This is a genomic window from Candidatus Alcyoniella australis (assembly GCA_030765605.1).
In the GTDB taxonomy this organism is placed as follows: domain Bacteria; phylum Lernaellota; class Lernaellaia; order JAVCCG01; family Alcyoniellaceae; genus Alcyoniella; species Alcyoniella australis.
In genome coordinates this window covers 53,917-74,840 of the sequence record JAVCCG010000113.1, presented here as the reverse complement: position 1 = coordinate 74,840, position 20,924 = coordinate 53,917, and the positions used below count along the sequence as shown (strand labels likewise).

At 60.7% G+C, this 20,924-nt stretch carries 15 protein-coding genes and 1 tRNA gene; 14 read left to right on the top strand and 2 right to left on the bottom strand.

Annotation, left to right across the window (positions count from 1 at the left end):
- The first annotated feature begins 5 nt into the window (after positions 1 to 5).
- The 3 genes from P9M14_13750 to P9M14_13740 all read left to right on the top strand — a co-directional run bounded on the left by P9M14_13750 (position 6) and on the right by P9M14_13740 (position 4,819).
- On the top strand, positions 6 to 2,492 hold the full coding sequence (locus P9M14_13750; GenBank protein MDP8256808.1) for a bifunctional YncE family protein/alkaline phosphatase family protein: 2,487 nt from the start codon (positions 6 to 8) through the stop codon (positions 2,490 to 2,492).
- A 70-nt stretch (positions 2,493 to 2,562) separates the two neighbouring features.
- Positions 2,563 to 3,543, top strand: a complete 981-nt coding sequence (locus P9M14_13745) for an FRG domain-containing protein (protein ID MDP8256807.1) — start codon at positions 2,563 to 2,565, stop codon at positions 3,541 to 3,543.
- A 7-nt stretch (positions 3,544 to 3,550) separates the two neighbouring features.
- Positions 3,551 to 4,819 carry a phospholipase D family protein gene (locus tag P9M14_13740; GenBank protein MDP8256806.1) on the top strand — a complete coding sequence of 423 codons (1,269 nt, stop codon included), beginning with the start codon at positions 3,551 to 3,553 and terminating at the stop codon, positions 4,817 to 4,819.
- Positions 4,820 to 5,010: 191 nt separating this feature from the next.
- Here P9M14_13740 and P9M14_13735 read toward each other — a convergent pair whose 3' ends face one another.
- A complete protein-coding gene (locus tag P9M14_13735; protein MDP8256805.1) occupies positions 5,011 to 7,533 on the bottom strand; it encodes a formylglycine-generating enzyme family protein in 2,523 nt (840 codons plus the stop codon).
- Between the two features lie 140 nt (positions 7,534 to 7,673).
- Between P9M14_13735 and P9M14_13730 the strand changes: the two genes are divergently transcribed.
- Positions 7,674 to 9,398, top strand: a complete 1,725-nt coding sequence (locus P9M14_13730; protein MDP8256804.1) for an NAD+ synthase — start codon at positions 7,674 to 7,676, stop codon at positions 9,396 to 9,398.
- A 177-nt stretch (positions 9,399 to 9,575) separates the two neighbouring features.
- On the opposite strand, the gene P9M14_13725 is transcribed toward P9M14_13730, so the two are convergent.
- Positions 9,576 to 10,010, bottom strand: coding sequence for a hypothetical protein (locus P9M14_13725; GenBank protein MDP8256803.1), 435 nt, complete (start codon positions 10,008 to 10,010; stop codon positions 9,576 to 9,578).
- Between the two features lie 84 nt (positions 10,011 to 10,094).
- Between P9M14_13725 and P9M14_13720 the strand changes: the two genes are divergently transcribed.
- From P9M14_13720 to P9M14_13675, 10 genes are all read left to right on the top strand, one after another.
- On the top strand, positions 10,095 to 11,000 hold the full coding sequence (locus P9M14_13720) for a 4-(cytidine 5'-diphospho)-2-C-methyl-D-erythritol kinase (GenBank protein MDP8256802.1): 906 nt from the start codon (positions 10,095 to 10,097) through the stop codon (positions 10,998 to 11,000).
- Positions 11,001 to 11,023: 23 nt separating this feature from the next.
- Positions 11,024 to 11,311: a septation regulator SpoVG gene (gene spoVG / locus P9M14_13715; GenBank protein ID MDP8256801.1), complete on the top strand. Its 288-nt coding sequence runs from the start codon at positions 11,024 to 11,026 to the stop codon at positions 11,309 to 11,311.
- Positions 11,312 to 11,339: 28 nt separating this feature from the next.
- Positions 11,340 to 11,413, top strand: a tRNA-Gln gene (locus P9M14_13710).
- A gap of 145 nt (positions 11,414 to 11,558) precedes the next feature.
- A complete protein-coding gene (locus P9M14_13705) occupies positions 11,559 to 12,518 on the top strand; it encodes a ribose-phosphate pyrophosphokinase (protein MDP8256800.1) in 960 nt (319 codons plus the stop codon).
- Between the two features lie 51 nt (positions 12,519 to 12,569).
- Complete coding sequence (locus P9M14_13700; GenBank protein MDP8256799.1) at positions 12,570 to 13,256, top strand: 50S ribosomal protein L25/general stress protein Ctc; 687 nt, start codon at positions 12,570 to 12,572, stop codon at positions 13,254 to 13,256.
- Positions 13,257 to 13,275: 19 nt separating this feature from the next.
- Positions 13,276 to 13,893, top strand: coding sequence for an aminoacyl-tRNA hydrolase (gene pth / locus P9M14_13695; GenBank protein ID MDP8256798.1), 618 nt, complete (start codon positions 13,276 to 13,278; stop codon positions 13,891 to 13,893).
- The gene (locus tag P9M14_13690; protein ID MDP8256797.1) at positions 13,890 to 16,019 is read left to right on the top strand and encodes a sodium-translocating pyrophosphatase; all 2,130 of its coding nucleotides are present in this window, start codon (positions 13,890 to 13,892) and stop codon (positions 16,017 to 16,019) included. Before pth ends, P9M14_13690 begins: the two co-directional genes overlap by 4 nt.
- 193 nt (positions 16,020 to 16,212) lie before the next feature.
- Positions 16,213 to 18,408 (top strand): S8 family serine peptidase, encoded by a 2,196-nt coding sequence (locus P9M14_13685; GenBank protein ID MDP8256796.1) that lies wholly within the window; start codon positions 16,213 to 16,215, stop codon positions 18,406 to 18,408.
- A gap of 150 nt (positions 18,409 to 18,558) precedes the next feature.
- Positions 18,559 to 19,452 carry a peptidylprolyl isomerase gene (locus tag P9M14_13680; GenBank protein ID MDP8256795.1) on the top strand — a complete coding sequence of 298 codons (894 nt, stop codon included), beginning with the start codon at positions 18,559 to 18,561 and terminating at the stop codon, positions 19,450 to 19,452.
- A 122-nt stretch (positions 19,453 to 19,574) separates the two neighbouring features.
- A complete protein-coding gene (locus tag P9M14_13675; GenBank protein MDP8256794.1) occupies positions 19,575 to 20,906 on the top strand; it encodes a hypothetical protein in 1,332 nt (443 codons plus the stop codon).
- The last annotated feature ends 18 nt before the right edge of the window (positions 20,907 to 20,924 follow it).

Here is a 20,924-nt window from a genome sequence, read left to right as displayed (position 1 = left end):
GTAAGATGACCAACAAGCTGTTTGCAATCGCGGTGCTGTTGATTCTGGTTTGCGCACTGTTGTTCGCGGGCTGCCAGGATCAGGACAAGGGCGATCTTGATTTGCCGCGGCCCGACGCCTCGGACGACGCCTACGCCCCGACCGGTCCCACTGACGATGGCCGGGTGATCCTGCCCAGCGGTCGCGCGATCTCTCCCGTGGGGGAACGCGTGACTTTGCGGCGCTTCCCGATCTCGCTGGCGGTCCACCCTGACGGCGATCTGATCTACGTCGGCTCGGCCAAGGATCGCACGTTGGCCACGATCGACGCGCGGACCATGAAGATGATCCACGAGATCGAACTGCGCAACCACTTCGACGGCCTGGCGATCAACGCCGCGGGCACCAAGCTCTGGGCCGGAGGCGGGTCGCGCGAGAAGGTCTACGAGTTCGACCTGATCGGCGGTGAGCCGGTGCTCAGCCGCGAGATCGAGGCCTTCGGCTATCCGGCGGGCCTGCTGCTCTCGGCCGACGAGCGACGGCTCTACATCTCGCTGGCGTTCGGCAAGCGCATCGCGGTGATCAACCTGGCCTCGGGCTTGGAGATCACCTCGATGAACACCGGCTACTACCCATACGCGGTGGCGGTTTCCGAGGAACTGGGACGAGTGATCAGCACCAACTGGGGGACGAGCAACGTCTCGGTGTTCGACAAGGGCGGCACGCTGTTGGCCGACATCGAGGTCGGCAAGAACCCTGAGGGCGTGGTGCTCGGCCCGGATCAGCGTTATGCCTACGTGGCCTGCGCGGACACCGACGAGGTGTTCCAGGTCGACCTGGCGAACCTCGAGGTCGCGCGCTCGCTGCCGCTGTACACTGAGGACCAGGCCGGGTTCGGCGCGTTCGCCACGGACATCGTGCTTACTCCCGACGGCGAGCGGCTGCTGGTGGCGGCCTCGGGCTTCAACAGCATCGACGTGATCGACATCGCGCAGTGGCAAGTCGTCGGACGGATTCCCACCGAGTGGTATCCCACGGCCGTGCAGGCCTTTGGAGACGAGCTGTACGTGGTTACAGCCAAGGGCGTGGGCTCTGGCCCCGGCGGCGTCAACGATTCGCCGGGCCTGGTGCTGCCCACGGACGGCGGCAATTTGCTGGGCTCGCTGGAACAGCTGGACATGCCCGACGAGCCGACCTTGAAGCAGTACACGCAGATGGTGCAGGAGAACAACCGGCGCCCGGCGGGATTCTACGAGCCGGACGTGGAATTCGACTCGCCGATCCCCTCGCAGCGCGGCGAGGGCTCGCGGCAGATCAAACACGTGGTGTTCATCCTCAAAGAGAATAAGACCTTCGACCAGATTATGGCCGACCTGCCCGGGGTGGACGGCGACCAGAGCCTGTTGCTGTTCGGCGAACAGTACACGCCCAACGTCCATGCCCTGGCCCGCGAGTTCACGGTTTGCGACAACTACTACTCCGAGTCGCACGAGTCCGACCTGGGCCACGCCTGGGCCACGGGAGTGGTGGCCAACGACTACATCGAGAAGAACTGGGCGGCCAGCGACTGGCTCTCGCTCACCGGCGTGGAGCCGGCGACGATCCCGGCCACGGGCACAGTGTTTCAAAAGATGCTCGAGCACGAGCTGGACTTCCGCATCTACGGCGAGATCGTCGGCACGCTGCCCGATATCGAGGTGCTGGCCAAGTACATGGACCTCAACTACGGCTTCTACAACATGGCCGTCTCCGACGTAACCAAGGCGCAAGAGGTGCTCCGCGAGTGGAAGCAGGGGATCTTTCCGCAGTTCATCATGATCCTGCTACCCAACGACCACACCGCGGGGACCGATCCGGGCTGGCCGACCATGGAGTACATGGTGGCGGACAACGACGCGGGCCTGGGTCTGCTGCTGGAGTGGATCGTCAACAGCGAATACTGGCCCGAGACCGCGGTGTTCATCACCCAGGACGACCCGCAGTCCGGAGTGGACCACGTCGATGCCCACCGCACGCCGTTTACCCTGGTCAGCCCCTTTGCCAAACGCGGCTACGTGTCCAACGTGCACTACTCGATGGCCTCGATGTGGCTGACCATCGAGCTGATCCTTGGGCTGCCGCCGTTGACCGACTACGACCGTTTTACCGCGCCGATGTACGACCTGTTCCAGAGCAAGGCGCAGCTCCCGACCGAGTTCGCGGCGATCCCCAACAGCATGCCGCTGGTGATGAACAGCGACGAGCTGCCCATGACCGACTACTGCAAGAAGCAAAGCTGGGATGTGCCCGACCAGGTCGAGCGCATCGGCGAGGTGGTCTGGGCCTACATGAAGCCCGGCCTGCCCTATCCGTGGCACCTGGCCGTGGCACCCTCCGAGGCCGAGGAGCAGGAGCAGGGGGAAGAGGAAAAGGGCGCGAACTACCGGATGATGACCCGCGCCTACATCGAGTTCGCCGTGCGCAACGGGCTGCTCGATCCGCAGCATTCATTGGCGGGTAATCGCGAATACTGACGCGCTCGCATTTCAACAGGGGGCAAGGAAGGCGATATCCATCGCACGCCACGCAGGCAGCGGTTAAACAATGAAAGACTTGTCCGATCAGAATCCTCCTGAAGCTGTAGTCGTGATGGCCTGTCAGAACGCTACAGAATTCTTGAGTACGCTTTCACCTAGGAACGAACGTTGGTGCCTGGGACCAAATCCTGATTGGTTATACAGAGGCCATGCAGATGCCCGTTGGAAACTGGTGCCCAAAGCACTGCGTGCAGATGGGTGGGGGACGATACAGAAGGAGTTCACAGATAAGTACCTGCCGCTGCCAAATACCGCAGACGCACAGATTCTAGCGGAGTATTCAGTTATAAATTACTTTGTCGAAGCTGCTGATCGGCAAGGGATTTCACTACCCGAGGACAGCATTCGGTTTCGAGAAGTATTCGTCAAGTGGAGCAACGAAAACCCGGTGCACTCCGCTTTTCTAACGCCCCGCAAATGGCCATCGCCGGAACTCCTGCCCATTATGGCGGCGGCGCAGCATCATGGCGTCCCGACGAGACTTCTCGACTGGTCGCGGCGTTCCTACATCGCCGCATATTTCGCGGCTAGCGAGTTTGCAAAACGATTGTGGGAATATCAATTACTGACCGATAGAGGATGCTCCATTGAATCCGACATCAGCGAAATAGCTGTATGGTCGTTAAGTACCGAGTATTTACATATGCAACCTGTTGGGGTCGAAGTAATTAAAGCGCCAGCAGGCGCAAATCCGAATCTGGCTGCACAGAAAGGCATTTTTACTTTAGTGCGAGAGACCGAGAAGCGAGGACATCCAGCCAATACGCAAGGCCTTGAAGAGCGGCTGGAAGCGGATGCATTCCCGCCACCGCTCGTAAAGGTCACGATGCCGATCCGCGACGTTCCAAAGCTCCTTCGCTTTCTCAGCGCAGAATACGTCGATGCAGCAAGCATGTTCCCAGGCCTTGACGGTGTTGCGAAAAGAGTATTTGAGCAACCGTTGTGGGATAGCTATCGAATGAGACAAGAAAAAAAACAGAGGGATTGAAGGCGGTATGGACGGGCTTTTTGCAAATACAAATCGACGACGGGACTTCCTTTTCAACGCGTTCTCTGAGTATTCCGTGCCACCGTGCCGAGTCTACATTGCTAGCGCGTTCTTCACCAATGCGGACATAGTCCTGGATCTCGCCAAGCGAAAATGCAGGATTCAGCTCGTTGTACGTCTTGGGTATCCTACAGACCCCAAGGCGCTTAAATCGGTTCTAAACAAAGAGGGGATCCAAGTCCGGTTCTTCACGGACACACACTTCCATCCGAAGCTGTACATTTTCGACGAACGATGTGCGATCGTTGGGTCGGCGAATCTCACTAAAGACGGCTTAGAGCGAAACATAGAGGTCAACGTAGCTGTTGGCGTCGATGATCCGCGTTACACAGAGCTTATGAGCCTATTCGTCGGATATTGGGGCGCGGCAAAGGTCTTCGACGCCAGATGTCTTGATGTATACACCCGAGAGTTCGAGAAATACCACGATGGATCACGCGATCTGGATCAAAAAGTCAAAGAGGTGATTGGTGAAGTTGTCATGCCTAACATTACTCTGGACCGACCGAAACAGAGCGCTTCAGGATCATTTTTAGAGGAATACCGTAAGACATATCAGGAGTTCCTGGATGCCCATCGCACGGTCGAGCGGGTATACCGAGATATCGGACGACGAAAAGTACCCAACTCCGAATTGCCTCTTCGTCTCGAAATTGCAGAGTTCCTCAGCTTCGTCCGCGAAACGTATACGAAAGGCGACAGCTACTTAGCAGAGCCGATCTTATCGCCTGCTGGATCTGAAGATAAAACGCGAAAGGTGATTCAAGACTGGCATGAAAAAGATTGGCATTACATCTTTGACACGGTGGTGCCCAAGTTCTATCCCACTATCACACGTATCCTTGGTTCACCAGCTTTAATAGACCGCGCGACAATGGAAGAAATGATTGAAGCTTTCTCATGTGAGCATTCGTTCTATGACCGTCTACGCTTCTACCCAGGTGGTCATGCAGCTCACATGCGGGACTTCAAACAACGCAATAATTTGGTAGATGTGCGTAACTCGGTGAAATACCTGCTCTATGGACAGGGAGATTTTATCGAGCGTATGGGCCGTTGCATCTTCGACCCAGCCTATAAAATTCAGCAATTTGGTCGCAGTAATGTCCAGGAGCTTCTCGGTTGGGTGAACAACGAAGATATCCCAATATGTAACAACAGAATGTTACGTGCGATCCGCTGGCTGGGCTTCGACGTGAAACTGGTTGGAGATTAGATTACAGCTGGTAAAAGCCTCCTGATATAGCCGCATATTATAGGATGCAGGATCCGGCAACGGTACTTGCGCACTCATGTCTAGTGATAGCGCCAACAATAGATCCCGTATGCTGACGTAACGACAACAACAAAAGGCCCGGGATTGCTCCCGGGCCTTTTCCATTTAGCGATTGACGTTGCTCTAAGCTATTACAGCCCCCACTGGGTGGGATCGAGGACCGCGTCGCAGTCCACTGGATCGACGCTGGCCGGGTTTTTAAACGGCGAGGCGCAGTACTCGATCAGGTACTCCACCTCTGTGGAGCGCAACACCCGATAGCCCTCGGCCGCGCGGTCCGGGGCGTAGCGGTACTGGCCGTCGGGGATCGAGGGGTCGTACATGTTCCAGTAGGGCCAGGTCGCGTAGTGCTGGGCCGAGAGGCTGTACTGCTCGATGACGAAGCGCGCTTCCTGCGCTGTTAGCGGCAGGCCGGCCGCACCGGCGATCAGCAGATAGGCGGCCAGGTCGGCGTCCCAGTCTGCGGCATCCTGCCAGTTGCCGTTGCCCGCCATGTATTCGTCGGCGCGGCGTTCCAGGCCGGAGATTAGCCAGTAGGCTACCTCGTCCTCGCCGTTGATCAGCGCGTTGGTGACAGTGGCCACGTGGAAGTAGCGGATGATCGCGTAATTGAAGTAGTGGCCGTTGGTCGCCACCCACTCGTAGATCTCGCCAATGCCGTTGCCGCACGAGACGTCCAGCGCCGAGCCGTAGCCGATCAAGGCCGAGGACAGCTTGGGGTTGCACTCGGCGTTGGGATCCAGGCCCTCGTAGATCACGAAGCTCGCCAGGTCGGCGACCATGTTGTTGTCCAGGTTCAGCGGGAGCATCTCGTTGCCCTGCTCATCCTTGGAGCGGATGTAATAGCCGGTGTCCACGATGTCGCGGGCGAAGCGTTGTAAATAGTCCAGCGCCTCGGCGGCCTGTTCGCGCACCGACTCGTCCGGCGCGTCCTGGATCAGGTACATCAGCCAGGGGATCATGCGGTAGATGTGCGGCACGTCGTCTTTGGAGCGCATCGAGCGCACCCAGACCCCTTCCCAATAGGGATTGTAGTCGTTGGGGAAGGAGCGGCCGTTCCAATCGGTGCTGGTGTGCTTGGAGCCGTCGTAGGTCACGGCCACGTCTTTGCCGTTCTCCACGTAGCTATGGTCCTCGGTGAAGTGCGCGCGCGGCATCAGGTAGGGCTCGGGATCGTCTTCAGTCCATTGGAAGCCCCAGAACAGCGCGACCACGCCCTTGCACAACTGTTCGAGCAGCGCACCCAGTTCGGGATCGCCGGTCTCGAGGTAGAGCGCCGCAGTGTTGTTAAACAGCTTGCCGGTTCGGATCATGATGTTGTCGGCGTTGCCCGTATGCTCGAAGGTCACCAGGTCGCCCTGCTTTTGCACCACGAAATCCTGCCAATACAGCTTGTAGTCCGGAGTGCCGTTGGGATTGCTCGCGTGCATACCGTGGCTGAGCCAGTAGTTCCAGTTGAAGTAGTCGGTGTCGGCCCAGAAAGCGGTGATCTCGCGTGTGAACTCGTTGATTTCGGCCTGGCTGGGCGGAATGCCGGCGGGCTCGCGGGTGTACTCGAACGGCAGCGAGCGCGGCAGATCGAGGGTCGCGTCTTTCTCGGGCGCGGGCGCGATCTTCAGCTCGGGGTCGGCCTCGCCGCAGACGTTGAACGGGTAGGTCGTCTCCAATGAGCGCGCCAGGCGGAACCCTACGCGGCGACCCTGATAATCGACCGAGTGTCCGGTGCGAAAAGCCGAGCGGCAAAATACCGGCGAGCTAAAGCGCGCCGCGCCGCCGCGAGCGACTTTGAAGTAACCCTCGGCTGGGCCCGCAGGGTCGACCAGCTGATCGCCCGGATCGTCGGCGTACCAGTCGTTGGTCCACTCCATCACGTTGCCGTAGACGTCGAACAGGTTCCAGGGGTTGGGCTCCCGCAGCCCGACGCTGTGGGTTTTGTCGTTGGAGTTGCCGCAGTACCAGGCCACGCGGTCCAGGTTGTAATCCAGCGGCGTGCATGCCGGGTTGAGCAGCTCGCCGCTGGAGAACGGCGTGGTGGTCTCGGCGCGTACGGCGTATTCCCACTCGGCCTCGGTGGGCAGGCGGAATCCCTGGCAGCCGTAGACCAAGTCGGTGCCGTTGAGCGCCACGTCGGCGGACCAGATGCCGCCTTGCGCGCTGCAATAGCTCAGGCTATCGCCCGCGGCCTCGTCGTCGCAGACGATGTTGCTCAGGTTGTAGCACACCGGCAGGCCATAGGCCTCGGACGTTTTATTGGCATAGGCCAAGGCGTCGTACCAGCTTACCTGCTCCACCGGCAGGGTCAGTCCGTCGGTGCCGAACTCGGGGTAGAAGCTGGGGTTGAATCCGAGAAACGCCTCGAACTGCTCCTGGGTTACCTCTTGCTGCATCAGCTCGAAGTCGTGGCTAAACGAGACCTGATGCTGCGCCTCGTTTTCGCGCCTGCCCGTCTCGTCGGCTGGACTGCCCATCAGGAAAGTCCCGCAGGGGATATAGGAGTACCCGTCGGTAATCTCGGGCGGGTCGAAGTTGATGTCGTCGTCGTCTCCGGTGTCGTCGTCGTCATCATCGTCGTCGTCAGCCTCGCACGAGGCGAGCAGGCCCACGGCGAGCACGCTTAGTAAAAGGACGAACAACACGGTCCAGGGAATTCGCATGACAATGCTCCTTAGTGGCTTACGGGCGCAACGCGGCAATGATGAATGAGTTGAATGCCAAAATCAAAGCAGTGCGTTGTAATCTTTCGCCTCGGTTTTTGATAGGATTCGGCCTGTGACCTGAACTTGGAGGGAGTGCGTTGAGCATTCGTATCGGCCTAGCACAAATAAACGCCTGCGTGGGAGACCTCGAGGGGAACTCGCGCAAGATTTTGGAGTACATCCTGCGAGCCCAAAAGGCGGGCTGCGATCTGGTGCTGCTGCCCGAGCTGGCGGTAGCCGGCTACCCGCCTGAAGACCTGCTGCTGCGCCCACAGTTTCTGGAGCAGAACATTGAGGCGATCGAGCAGATCGCTTCCCAGGTCGGTGACATTACGGCGGTGGTCGGTTTCGCCGACCTGGTGGAGGACGCCTACAACGCGGCGGCCGTGCTGCACGAGGGCGTAGTGGAGGCGGTCTACCACAAGCGCTCCTTGCCCAACTACGGCGTGTTCGACGAGGACCGCAATTTCCAGAAAGGCTGTTCGTCGCTGGTGATCGACCTTGGGGGGCGTCGTCTGGGAGTGACGATCTGCGAGGACATCTGGTATCCCGGCGGCCCGGCGCGCGAAGAGGTGTTGGCAGGCGACGCCGCGGTGATCCTCAACATCTCCGCCTCGCCCTACGCTCAGGGCAAACCCGAGTTTCGTAGGCGGATGCTCGCCACGCGCGCCCAGGACAACGTGGCCGTGGTGGCGTTCTGCAACATGGTCGGCGGACAGGACGAGCTGGTGTTCGACGGCAACTCCTGTGTGCTCGATCAGCTCGGTCGTCGATTGGCCTGCGGCCCGAGTTTCGAGGAGGCGTTGATCACCTGCGACGTGGATTGCGACCACGTGCTACGCACGCGGCTCAAAGATCCGCGTTGGCGCGCCGACCGGCGCGAGCTGGAAATCGACAACGTGCCCGCAGAGATCTATATCGACCGCTCCGAGCAAGACGAGCGCGGCCCGGCCGACCCGGGACTGATCGATGTTCGCGACGACCCGAACGAGGAGGTCTACAAGGCGCTGGTGCTGGGCACCCGTGACTATGTGCGTAAAAACGGGTTCAGCGACGTGATCATCGGACTCTCCGGCGGCGTGGACTCGGCGTTGGTGGCCGCGGTGGCGGTCGACGCGTTGGGGCCCGAGCACGTGCGCACGGTCTACATGCCCAGCCGCTACAGCGCGCAGCAGAGCCTGGACGACGCTGCGCAGCTCGCCGCCAACCTCGGAATGAGCTTCGAGCAGATCGGCATCGAGCCCGCGTTTGAGGCGCTGCTGGAGATGATGCAGCCGACGTTCGTCGGAGTAGAGCAGGACGTGACCGAGGAAAACATGCAGGCCCGCGTGCGCGGCATCATCCTGATGGCGCTGTCCAACAAGTTTGGCTCGCTGGTGCTCACCACCGGCAACAAGAGCGAGACCTCGGTGGGCTACTGCACGCTCTACGGCGATATGGCCGGCGGGTTCGCGCCACTCAAGGACGTGTACAAGACGCAGGTCTATGAGCTGTGTGGCTGGCGCAACCACCAAAGCGAGGGCCCGACGATTCCCGAGAGCATTATCACCAAACCTCCCACGGCCGAGCTGCGGCCCGACCAGCTCGACAGCGACAGCCTGCCCGCATACGAGGTGCTCGACCCGATCCTCAAGCTCTATGTGGAACAGGATCTGAGCGTGGCGCAAATCGTGGAGCAGGGGTTCGAGGCCGAGACCGTGCGCCGGGTGATCCGGCTGACCGACCTTAACGAGTACAAGCGCCGCCAGGCCCCGCCGGGGGTCAAGGTCACCGGCCGCGCGTTCGGCAAAGATCGCCGACTGCCAATCACCAGGCACCTTTGAGGTGCCTGCATAGCACGCGAGCGAACCATCGTCGTAGCTAAGCGATCCTCCCCGCGACTAAGCCTTGGGGTGGTAAATATTGTAAAGACAATATTTAAGTAAACGCTTGCGGGGCGGCTTTGAGCCGCCACAAAACTCGCATATCACGCTGGTCTTAATGCAATAAGACCCCTGATGTCAGGGCAGAAAGTCGGTGTGGTTATAGTATTCGACGCTGAAGCCGAAGCAGAAATCCTCGGTGGTTGGATAGGCGTATACGCCTTTGCTGGTCGGGACCTCGGCCAGCCCCTCTTCGCGGAACGACTTGTAATAGCTGATGCCGCTGACGTCGGTGAATATCCGTTCTCCACCCTCGATCGGGTAGACGCGAATGGCCTTGATGTCGGTGGGGTCGCGCATGTCCAGGTAGACCTCGATTTTGACCGGACCGTGATCCGTGCCCAGCTCTCCGTTTTGGCAGCTGCGAAAGGCGTTGGTGCGCTCATCGCCCGTGAGCACGTTCATTGCCACGTAATCCTTCTGTTGCTGCTTGAACAACACGGCCAGGGCGGTGCTGACAAAGACGAAGCACAGCAGTGCGGCACAGACAACGGCGACACGGGATTTTCTCATTGCAGAACCCCTCATGTTGAATGTTTGTAGCATAACATAACCGACTCCAATCAATACAAGCCATTCCCAGGAGCGGATTTTACATTGATTGACACTCGGCCGGACCGGCGGCATGATCAAATTGTGATCACAACACGGACAGGCCCCCTAACGGCTCCGGCTAAGATCAACCTGCGCCTGCAAGTGGTCGGTCGCCGTCCTGACGGTTACCACGAGCTGGAGATGCTCAATTTTCCGCTATCGCTGCACGATACGCTGTGGATCGAGCCGGTCGAAGGCGGGATTGAGGCGGTCTGCGACGTCCAGGGCGTGCCCAACGGGCCGAGCAACCTGGCTGCGCGGGCGGCTCGATGTTTTTTCGAGGCCGTGGGAGTCAACCAGGGACTGAAGATCGAGATCGACAAGCGGATCCCAGTCCTGGCCGGCCTGGGTGGAGGCAGCTCGGATGCGGCGAGTGTGCTGCTGGCGCTCAACAGCGCGGCCGACCGGCCGCTGGGCTCGACCGAACTCAACTCGCTGGCCCGCTCCATCGGAGCGGATGTGCCTTTTTTTCTTGAGCAAAAACCCTGCTGGGCCGGAGGGATCGGGGAGGTTCTGACCCCGTTGCAAGACTGGCCGCAGATGCATATCGTATTGGTCAAGCCCGACTTCGGAGTGAGCACGGCTTGGGCCTTCGAGCAATGGCGCGGGGGATTGACATCCAGGGGGCTGCAAGTTAACTTACCGCTCTCTTTTCCGGATTGGGAATCGTTGGTTCCCTTTGTACGGAATGATTTGGAGAAATACGTCTCGGAGCGCCACCGGCAGGTGCGTCGTATCCGAGGAATGCTCTTTGAATTAGGGGCCCTCCACGCATCGATGACCGGTAGTGGTCCTACGGTCTTCGGCGTCTTTTCCTCGTGTGAAACAGCTGCCGAGGCCAAGGCTAAAATTGAATCGCAGTCCGAAGGTCTGTGGAGCGAATACACGACCACGAACTTGCATAGATGATGCATTGATTGAGGAGCAGGGAGATGGAGATCACCAAGGTCAAAGTGTTTCCGGTCGGAGAGGAGAAGCTCAAGGCTTTCGTGTCGATCACGTTTGATGACGAGTTCATCGTGCGCGATCTCAAGATCATTCAGGGGAATAAGGGCCTGTTTGTTGCGATGCCGTCGAAGAAGCGTAAAGACGGCACCTATACAGAAACGGCGCATCCCCTGAACAACGAGATGCGGGAACGCATCGAGGCGGCAGTATTCGAGGCCTATTACCAGGCGCTGCAAGAGGAAGGGGCCTCGAACCTGGCTGGACAGGAGTAGCCCACAAGGGACGCCGCAGGCCGATAGCTGGGGTGTCGACAAGTGGTATGTCACCGGACTTTGGTTCCGGCTTCGGAGGTTCGAATCCTCCCACCCCAGCCAGAATTCGACGGATTTGTTTGCCCGGGCCGATTCGGTCCGTGGTTGATATATGAAGGAAAGTCAGGTCGGTAAACAGCCGACGCCGTACCCGTTCGGGTGGGGCGTAACGGTTTGACGATCAGGCTATGGGGGATTCAGGGTGTCAATGGAACTCCAGGTTTTTACCGGCACTGCCAACAGACCGTTGGCGAAATCAATCTGCGAACATCTGGGAATCAAGCTGGGCAAGGCTATGGTCCGACCGTTCCCCGATAGCGAGACCGAAGTGGTGATCGACGAGAGCGTGCGCGGCAACGACACGTTCGTAATCCAGTCGACCTGCCGGCCGGCCAACAAGACGCTGATGGAACTGCTGATCATGATCGACGCGCTCAAGCGCGCCAGCGCTTCGCGGATTACCGCGGTCATCCCGTACTTCGGCTACGCGCGCCAGGATCGCAAGGTCGCCTCGCGCGCACCGATCACGGCCAAGCTGGTGGCCGACCTGATCACCGCAGCCGGGGCCAATCGCGTGCTGACCTGCGATTTGCACGCCGGTCAGATCCAGGGTTTCTTCAACCTGCCGGTAGACAACCTCTACGCCTCGACAGTCTTTCTCAATATGATCGGGGAGCGGATCAACGAGCCGATCGTCGCGGTCAGCCCGGACGCCGGAGGCGTCAAGCGCGCGCGCTATGTTGCGCAACGCTTCAGCCACGGCGGCGACCTGGCGATCATCGACAAGCGCCGCGATGGCCCGGGATCGAGCGAGGTGATGAACATCGTCGGCCAGGTCAAGGGCCGCATTTGTATCCTGATCGACGACATTGCCGACAGCGCAGGCACGCTGTGCACCGCGGCCCAGGCGCTCAAGCGCGAGGGGGCCAAGGAGATCTACGCCTTTGCCACTCACCCCGTACTCTCGGGCAAGGCCGCGGCGCGGATCAAGGCCTCACCGATGCAAAAGCTTTACGCGACCGATACGATTCCCCTACTGCGCGAGTCTAAGCAGCTAAAGAAGATCGATGTGCTCAGCGTGGCCGGACTGTTCGCCAAAGCCATCGATCACATTCACAACGGGGAATCGGTCAGCATCCTGTTCGAGGGAGTCGAAGCTATCAATTAATCTGTGCGGCCAAAACGGCCCGCCAGTGACGATTTGGAGGACAGAGAAAAAATGAACGATCGGATACTCAACGCCACTAGGCGCGAGGCCGCGGGCAAGGGCGCTGCCAGGAAGCTGCGCAACACCGGGCACGTACCGGCGGTGATATATGGCAGCAAGTTGAAAAAGGCGTCCCCGCTGGCGATCGATAGCAAGCAGTTCATCGATCTGCTGCGCGGCGGCGGACAGCGTGCCCTACTCAAGCTTGTGATCGAGAAGGACAAAGAGCTGGACGGCAAGACCGTAATCGTTAAAGACATGCAGGTCCATCCGCTGACCCATCGGTTGCTGCACATCGACCTGATGGAGATCCGGATGGACGAGAAGATCCAGATCGAGATCCCCGTGCAGCTTAACGGTAAGGCCATGGGCCTGGAGACCGGCGGCGTGTTGCAGATGGGGGTACGGACGATCCGTGTCGAGTGTCTGCCGGCCAATATTCCGGAGCAGATCGAAGTCGACATCTCAAGTCTCGATATCGGCGACTCGATCCACTTGGAAGACATCGAGCTGCCCCAGGGCGCAACGTCGGCCGAGGACAGCAATCCGGTTCTCGCGTCGGTGGTCGTGGTACGCGCCGTGGCCGAGGCCGCTGAGGGCGAAGAGGGCGCCGAGGGCGCGGAGGCCGCGGAGGGCGAAAAGCCTGCCGAGGCGACCGAGTCCAAATCCAAAGAGGAGCCCAAGAAAGAGGAATCCTGATCCGGCTGGCGCCTATCTGATGAAGATCATCTGCGGCCTGGGCAATCCCGGTGAGAAATATGCCGGGACGCGACATAACGCGGGATTTCTCGCGCTCAACGCCCTGGCCGGGAAGCTTGGAGTAGAGTTTTCAAGGGTTCGTTTCAACGCGCGCTGCGCTGAAGCGCACCACGGTAAAGAGAAGTTGATTTTGCTTAAACCGCGCACATACATGAACCTCTCTGGCCGCAGCGCCGCCGCGGCCGTGGGGTTTTACAACCTCGACCCTTCAGAGCTGTTCGTGATTCACGATGACCTCGACCTGCCGACCGGCGCGGTGCGGCTCAAGCTCGGCGGCGGCAGCGGCGGACACAAAGGTCTGAATTCGATTGTCGGAGATCTGGGAGCGGACGGCTTCGTCCGTGTGCGCATCGGCATCGGTCGTCCCCAAGGGTCGATCGATCCGGCCGACTACGTGCTGCAACGCCCCGGGGCCGACCAGCTCGAGCTGATCGAAACGGCCGCGGAGCGCGCTGCCGAGGCGCTGCTCACGACCCTGGACAAGGGATTGAACGCGGCGATGAATGTATACAACCGGTCCCAAGGGGGGACCGTGGCAAATGATCCGGAGACATTCGACCAAGGAGCTCAGCAATGACTAGAGGCGACTTTTTCGGATTCTTCGCGCCGTTTTTAGGGGTCGTAGGCCTCTATTGGGCGTGGAAAGTCTACCAGAAGATTCTTAAGGCCGACGCGGGCAACGAGAAGATGCGCGAGATCGGCGATGCGATCCACAAGGGAGCGATGGTCTTCCTCAAGCGCGAATACCGCATCCTCTCGGTTTTCATCACCGTGGTGTTCATCGCGCTTGTCGTGTTCAAGGGCTGGATCGGCGCCCTGGCGTTCCTGACCGGCGCGCTGTGTTCGCTGGCCGCCGGCTATTTCGGCATGCACGCCGCGACCAAGGCCAACACGCGCACCGCCTGGGCAGCCAAAGAACAGGGCGCGGGAGCGGCACTGTCAATGGCCTTCGCCGGCGGCAACGTGATGGGCATGGCCGTGGCCAGCCTGGGCCTGTTGGGCCTGGGTATCTTCTACTTCATCGGCCCGGTGTGGATCATCGGCATGGGCGACGGCTCGGCCGGAGCGATCCGCGAGTTCCTCGCCCAGCTAGATGTCTTTGCCGAGGTGATCGCGCCGTTCGGTATGGGCGCCAGCTCGATCGCGCTGTTTGCGCGCGTGGGCGGCGGCATCTACACCAAGGCCGCTGACGTCGGCGCCGACCTGGTGGGTAAAGTCGAGGCCGGAATCCCCGAGGACGACCCGCGCAACCCGGCAGTCATCGCGGACAACGTGGGCGACAACGTCGGCGACGTGGCCGGCATGGGCGCCGACCTGTTCGAGAGCTACGTTGGTGCGGTAATCGCCACGATGGTGATGGCTTACACCACGGTCGGTTCGATCGTCGGCGTCGACAATATCGAAGCCAACGCGCACTGGGTGCTCAACTTCATGACCTTGCCGTTGCTGTTCATCATGGTCGGCCTGCTGGCCTCGATGTGGGGCGGCAAGAAGCTTGAATCGATGGTCAACAAGGATCCGCAGAAGGCCCTGCGCTACGCCAATTGGTACGCCAACGGCGGATACGTTGCGCTGAGCTTTGTCGCTTCCTGGATTTTAATCGGCGGCATCGGCGATTACATGTGGCTCAAGATCTGGCTGGCCAGCGTGTCCGGCCTGGCCGCCGGCATGGCAATCGGCCTGCTGACCGAGTACTACACCAGCGCCAAACCGATCCGCGACATCGCCGAGGCGAGCAAGACCGGCCCGGCGACCAACATCATCACCGGCTTCGCAATAGGCATGGAATCGGTCGTGGCCCCGGTGATCGTACTGGCCCTGGTTATCGGCCTGAGCTACTGGCTGGCCGGGCTCTACGGCATCGGCATCGCCGCGGTGGCCATGCTCTCGACGATCGGCATCATGATGTCGATCGACGCTTACGGCCCGGTGGCTGATAACGCCGGCGGCATCACCGAGATGGCCGGCCTGGGCGAAGACGTGCGCAAGATCACCGACCGCCTGGACTCCCTGGGCAACACCACTGCCGCCATCGGCAAGGGTTTTGCCATCGGCTCGGCCGCGCTGACCGCCCTGGCGCTGTTTGCGGCTTACGTCGATAACGTCAACACCCTGCGCGTGGCCGCAGGTATCGAAACGATCACGCTTAGCCTGTCCGACCCGATGGTTTTGATGGGCCTGTTCCTCGGCGGTCTGATGCCGATGTACCTCGGAGCCTCCACCATGAGGGCCGTGGGCCGCGCCGCATCCAAGATGGTCGAAGAGGTCCGCCGCCAGTTCCGCGAGATCCCCGGCATCATGGAGGGGACCGGCAAACCCGATTCCGAGACCTGCGTTGCCATCGCCACTGACGGCGCGCTCAAAGAGATGGTCGTTCCCGGCGTGATGGCAGTTGCCGCCCCGGTGATCGTCGGCTTCGTGTTCGGCCCGTTGACTCTCGGCGGTTTCCTCGCCGGAGCCACCCTGGTCGGCGTGGTGATGGCCCTGCTGATGGCTAACGCCGGAGGCGCCTGGGACAACGCCAAGAAGTACATCGAAGAGGGCAACCTCGGTGGTAAGGGCTCGCCAGCCCATATGGCCGCGGTCGTCGGCGACACCGTAGGCGATCCGTTCAAGGATACCTCGGGCCCGGCGATGAACATCCTGATCAAGCTGATGGCGATCGTCAGCCTGGTGATCTCCGGCCTGATCGCGCTGGGCTGATTTACAGCGCATAGCCAGAGTTAATTATGGCCCCCTCCTTGCGGAGGGGGCCTTTTTCTTGCGGTGGATGCCGCAGGTGTAGACTGTAGCCCGAGATTTATTGACAGCGCGCGGCGCAACTCATAGCGTTTACGCGTCGTTTGACGTCTACTATCTGCTCAAGGTACGCAAACCAGATTCCAGGAGGAATAAAATGTTTCGCAATCCACTGCTGGTGATCGCACTGGTGCTGGCGCTGGCCCTGCCCGCGATTGCAGACCAGGGCAAATACAGCATTGAGCTGCGCAGCGGTTCGTTCACTCCCGCCCCCGGATTCGATTTGAGTCTGGGCCGCACCCTGCATAAGGGCGGCGCAGTGCACGCCTTGGTGCAGCTCAACCAGATCCCGAGTCTTGCAATACGCAACGCGCTGGCCCAGCGCGGCATTGAGCTGCTGGACTACGCCTCGGGCAACGCTTATTTCGCGGCGATCCGTACCGATCTGCAGATCAGCGCCGAGACGTTCCCCGAGCTGCGCTGGATTGGCCCGCTGTCGGCCGAGGACAAGCTTGCCCCGCGCCTGGCCCAGGGCACGTTCGAGCGTTTCGCCATGGAGAGCGCGGACCAGCTGTGGGTCCACGTCAGCTTCTTTGCCGACGTCCCGGCCCAGCGCGGCCGCGAGCTGCTGCTCGAGCTGGGCGCCGAGCCGATCGCCTACACCCATTCGCTCAATCTTTGGACCGCGGCGCTTTCCACGCAGATGCTGTGGCTGATCGCCGACGTGGACGAGGTGCAGTGGGTCGAGCAGGTATCGCCGGGCTTCACCGAGCTCAACGATTCCAACCGCGCCTGCATCGGCGCCGAGGACGTCTGGGCCGCGCCCTACGGCTTCACGGGCGACGGCGTGCACGTGTTCGTGTTCGACGGCGACACGGTCTACGGTAACCATCCGGACCTGGCCGGACGCGTCACCGAGGGCGAGGCCACCAGCGGCTCTCAGGGACATCCGACGCACGTGGCCGGCACCATCGGCGGCAACGGCACGGGTAACGCCACGTACAAGGGCATGGCCCCGGACGTGACCTATTTCAGCCTGGAGTTCGACTGGACCGCACCGATCTTCTACAACAACCCGGCCGACACCGAGAGCTCGTACGACGAGGCGATCAACAACCAGGGCGTCGAGGTGAGCAACAACTCGATCGGCTCCAACGTCACCTTCAACGGTTACGACTGCGCCTGGGAAGGCGATTACGAGAGCTCTGCGGCGCTGATCGACGCGATCGTCGGCGGTTCACTGGGCTCGAAATTCCCGATCGTCTGGGCCGCGGGCAACGAGCGCAGCGGCTACCGTTGCTCCACGACCTACGAGAGCGTGCCGCCGCCGGCGGTCAACAAGAACGCCATCGTGGTCGGCGCGATCAACTCCGACAACAAGACCATGACCAACTTCAGCAGCTGGGGCCCGGTGGACGACGGCCGCCTGCGACCCGACGTGGTCGCCCCGGGCTGCCAGGCGTCGGGCGACAATAAAGTCACCAGCACCTACCCCTCCAGCGGCTACACCGGGATGTGCGGCACGAGCATGGCCGCGCCCACGACCACCGGCCTGGTGGCGCTGATGATTCAGGCCTATACCGAGACCTTCCCGAGCAAGGGCGCAATGTGGCCCTCGACGATCAAGGCGATTTTGGTCAACACCGCCGAGGACCTGGGCAACACCGGCCCGGACTACAAGTACGGCTGGGGCCTGATCCAGGCTGTGCCCGCGGTCGCGATGACCACCGCGGGAACCTATGTCGAGGACAGCGTCGAGACCGGCGCGGTCAAGCGCTATCCGGTGGAGATCGGCGACGTTGAGACCATCCGCTTCAGCTTGGCCTGGGACGATGCGCCGGGCACGCCGAACACCACGCCCAACCTGGTCAACGATCTCGACCTGACGATCGAGGGCCCGGGAGGGTTCATCCTCTACCCGTGGCTGCTCAATCCCTCGAATCCCGACGACGTTGGAACCTTTGGCACGGACACCATCAACAATGTCGAGCAGCTCTACCTGCAAGACCCGCCCGAGGGGGTCTATATCCTGACCGTCACCGGCACGACCGTTCCCGAGGGCCCGCAGGACTTCAGCCTGGCCGGCCCGGGCATCGGCCTGCTGGGTTGCGACGCGGACGGAGACGGCTTTGAGGCCGAGTATTGCGACGGCGAGGACTGCGACGACAACGACGACACTGTCTACCCCGGCGCCGAAGAGCTTTGCGACGAGATTGACAACGACTGCGACGGCGAGGTCGACGAGGGCTGCGGCGACGATGACGACGATGATGATGACGATGACGACGATGACGACGATGCAGCCGACGACGACGATGACGACGACGACGCATCGAGCTGCTGCGGAAAATAGACTGAACTAAAACGCATCGATCGGCCCGTCCGTCAGGGCGGGCCGATCTTTATATTCGTACCGCTATATTTAGCTCTGCCCTGTTTTCATGATCGGGCAAAGCGTATAAGGTATAGCCCTTTTCTTCGGATTTACATTAAGGAGCAAGCAATGCATTCGATAAAATCGATTGTGGTAATCGCCGCCGTCGCGCTGTTGGCCGCCATGGCCGGCTGCGAACAGCCACAGCCCGTTGTCGAGCACAGCGGCGCGGTTCTCGTAAACTATTCCGGCGGCGCGGTGTACGAGTCGGACATGCAGCGCACGCTGGATACCCTGCCCGACCAGGTGCGTCGCGGCCTCGAGAGCAACCCGGAACGCCAGGGCGAGCTGCTCGAGATGCTGGTTATGCGCGACATGGCAGCCAAAGAGGCCGAGGCCAACGGCTGGCTCAGCGATCCGGAACTGGCGCAGATGATCGAGGACGGCCGCAGGCAGGTGCTCTACAACTACTGGATCAAGAAAGAGATCGAGCTCGACGAGGTCACTCCCGAGATGCTCGAGGCCTTTTACCAGGAGAACATCGATAAATTCCGCGTAGGCGAGCAGCGCGAGGTGCAAGTCATCGGCACTGCCGACGAGGCCTCGATCAACAAAGCCTTCCAGCGGCTGAACAACGGCGATGAGTTCGGCACTGTGGCCCGCGAGATGAGCAACTCCCCCACGGCCCAGGAAGGCGGATCCATGGGAAGCGTCGAGAAGGGCGACCTGGTCAAGGAGCTTGACGAGGTCGTGTTCAGCACCGACGCGGGACAGATTTCCAAGCCGGCGAAAACGCAGTTCGGCTGGTACATCATCAAGGTGGTCGCCACCACTCCGCCCTCCGAGCGTCCGTTGGAGCAGGTCAAGGATCAGATCGAGCCCCATGCCAAGAGCTGGGCGGAACAGAAGCGCTACATGGAGCGCACAGAGCAGCTCAAGACCAAGTACGCTGTTGAGGTCGTCACTGCGGAACCAGCCGCGGAGCCGGCAACAGAACCAGTTGAGGCATCAGACGCACAATAGTCTGCTTGACACTGGGCGCCGATTGGTGCTGCAATAAAAATCGTTTTATTAACCGGGCGTTTCGATGACACCGCCTGAGGTCGGGCCCGGATTTAACCTCGGGGCGTTGGGGGGAGTCGATCATGCTAGTCAACATCCGATGTCGGCAGCTTACCTTCAACAGCGACGAGGGATTTCTGGCCAAGCTTTGGCCCTCGTTGGCCAAGGCCGGGTTCGATGGTGCGGTCTATCATGCGCGCACCAGCCTCGCGCAGCAGCTTAACATCGACCTGACGACCAAGAAGGGCGCCGAACTGTTCATTCCCCGCGTGCAGGCGCACGGCTTTGTTGACGGCGATCTGTTCAAGATCAGCGACAAGGGCGCGCTGTACCTGATCGTCAAGGCTGTGGAGCCGGTCGAGAACAAGGATAAGACGATCAGCGAGGACGCCGTGTTCGAGGAGCCGGGCTTCGCCGACGTGCCCGACTACTCCCTCGATCTCGAGGTGGGCGAGATCGCGCTGTTCGGCGAGGAGACCGGCGCGCGCTTCGAAAATTTCTGCGAGGCGATCGAAAAGCAGATCAAGAGCGGTACGTTCGAGGACGTACTGCACGCCGGGCTCAAGGAGATCGCGAGCATGGGCCAGGCCGACATCGAGCCGCCGAGCGAAGACGACCTCGAGGTCGCCAACGTGCTGCGCGACTCCCAGGTGCAGGACATCCTGGTTAAGCTTCAGGGCAATCCCTCGGGGTTGGTGGTCGACGACTTCCTGGCCAACCAGAGCAACGCCGAGGAGATGGAGTATTACATCGACAAGCTCAACGAGGTTGGCCTGATCAACGAGGAGTTGGCCGTGTTCTGCCGCAAGACCGGACAGCCCACGATCCGCGTGCAGAACCGCGCGGCCCTGGAACAGCTGGCCGCGGCCGGAGTCAAGTGCAGTTGCGGCGAGCAGCTAAGCGCCGAGGACACCCGGCGGCTGGTGTTGTTCGACGCGGAGAACAGCGTCAAATTCGACTCAACCTGGGTCTTCCGTATTTTCCTGGTCAACTACCTGCTGAAGGTCGGCGTCAACCAACGCCAGATCCGCATCCAGGAGATGGAAAACAACGATGTGGTGCTCTACGTCTCGTTCGACGGCAGGTTGGCTGTGTTCTACCTGTCCGGCGACGCGTTGAGCAGCGACAAGATCGAGGGATTGGTCGACCAGTTGGGCAAATTCGATTCGTTCAGTTTCATCGGCATGGTCGCGGGCAATGTCGAGCCCGGTCTGGACTCGCTGCTGGCCACGGCGAGCAACTGCGATCAGTTCGTGGTGCTGCGCAACGTCGACGAGCTCAATACCAAGTTGCTTGAAGTGTTCGAGAAGATCCGCACTGCAACGATATCCGAACTGCTCAAGCCCCTGGGAGACGTAAGCCTGGGCAACGTGGCCGAGGCCGCGCTGCAGCGCATCGGACTCACCCAGGGCTAGGGCAGGCTCGAGACCTGG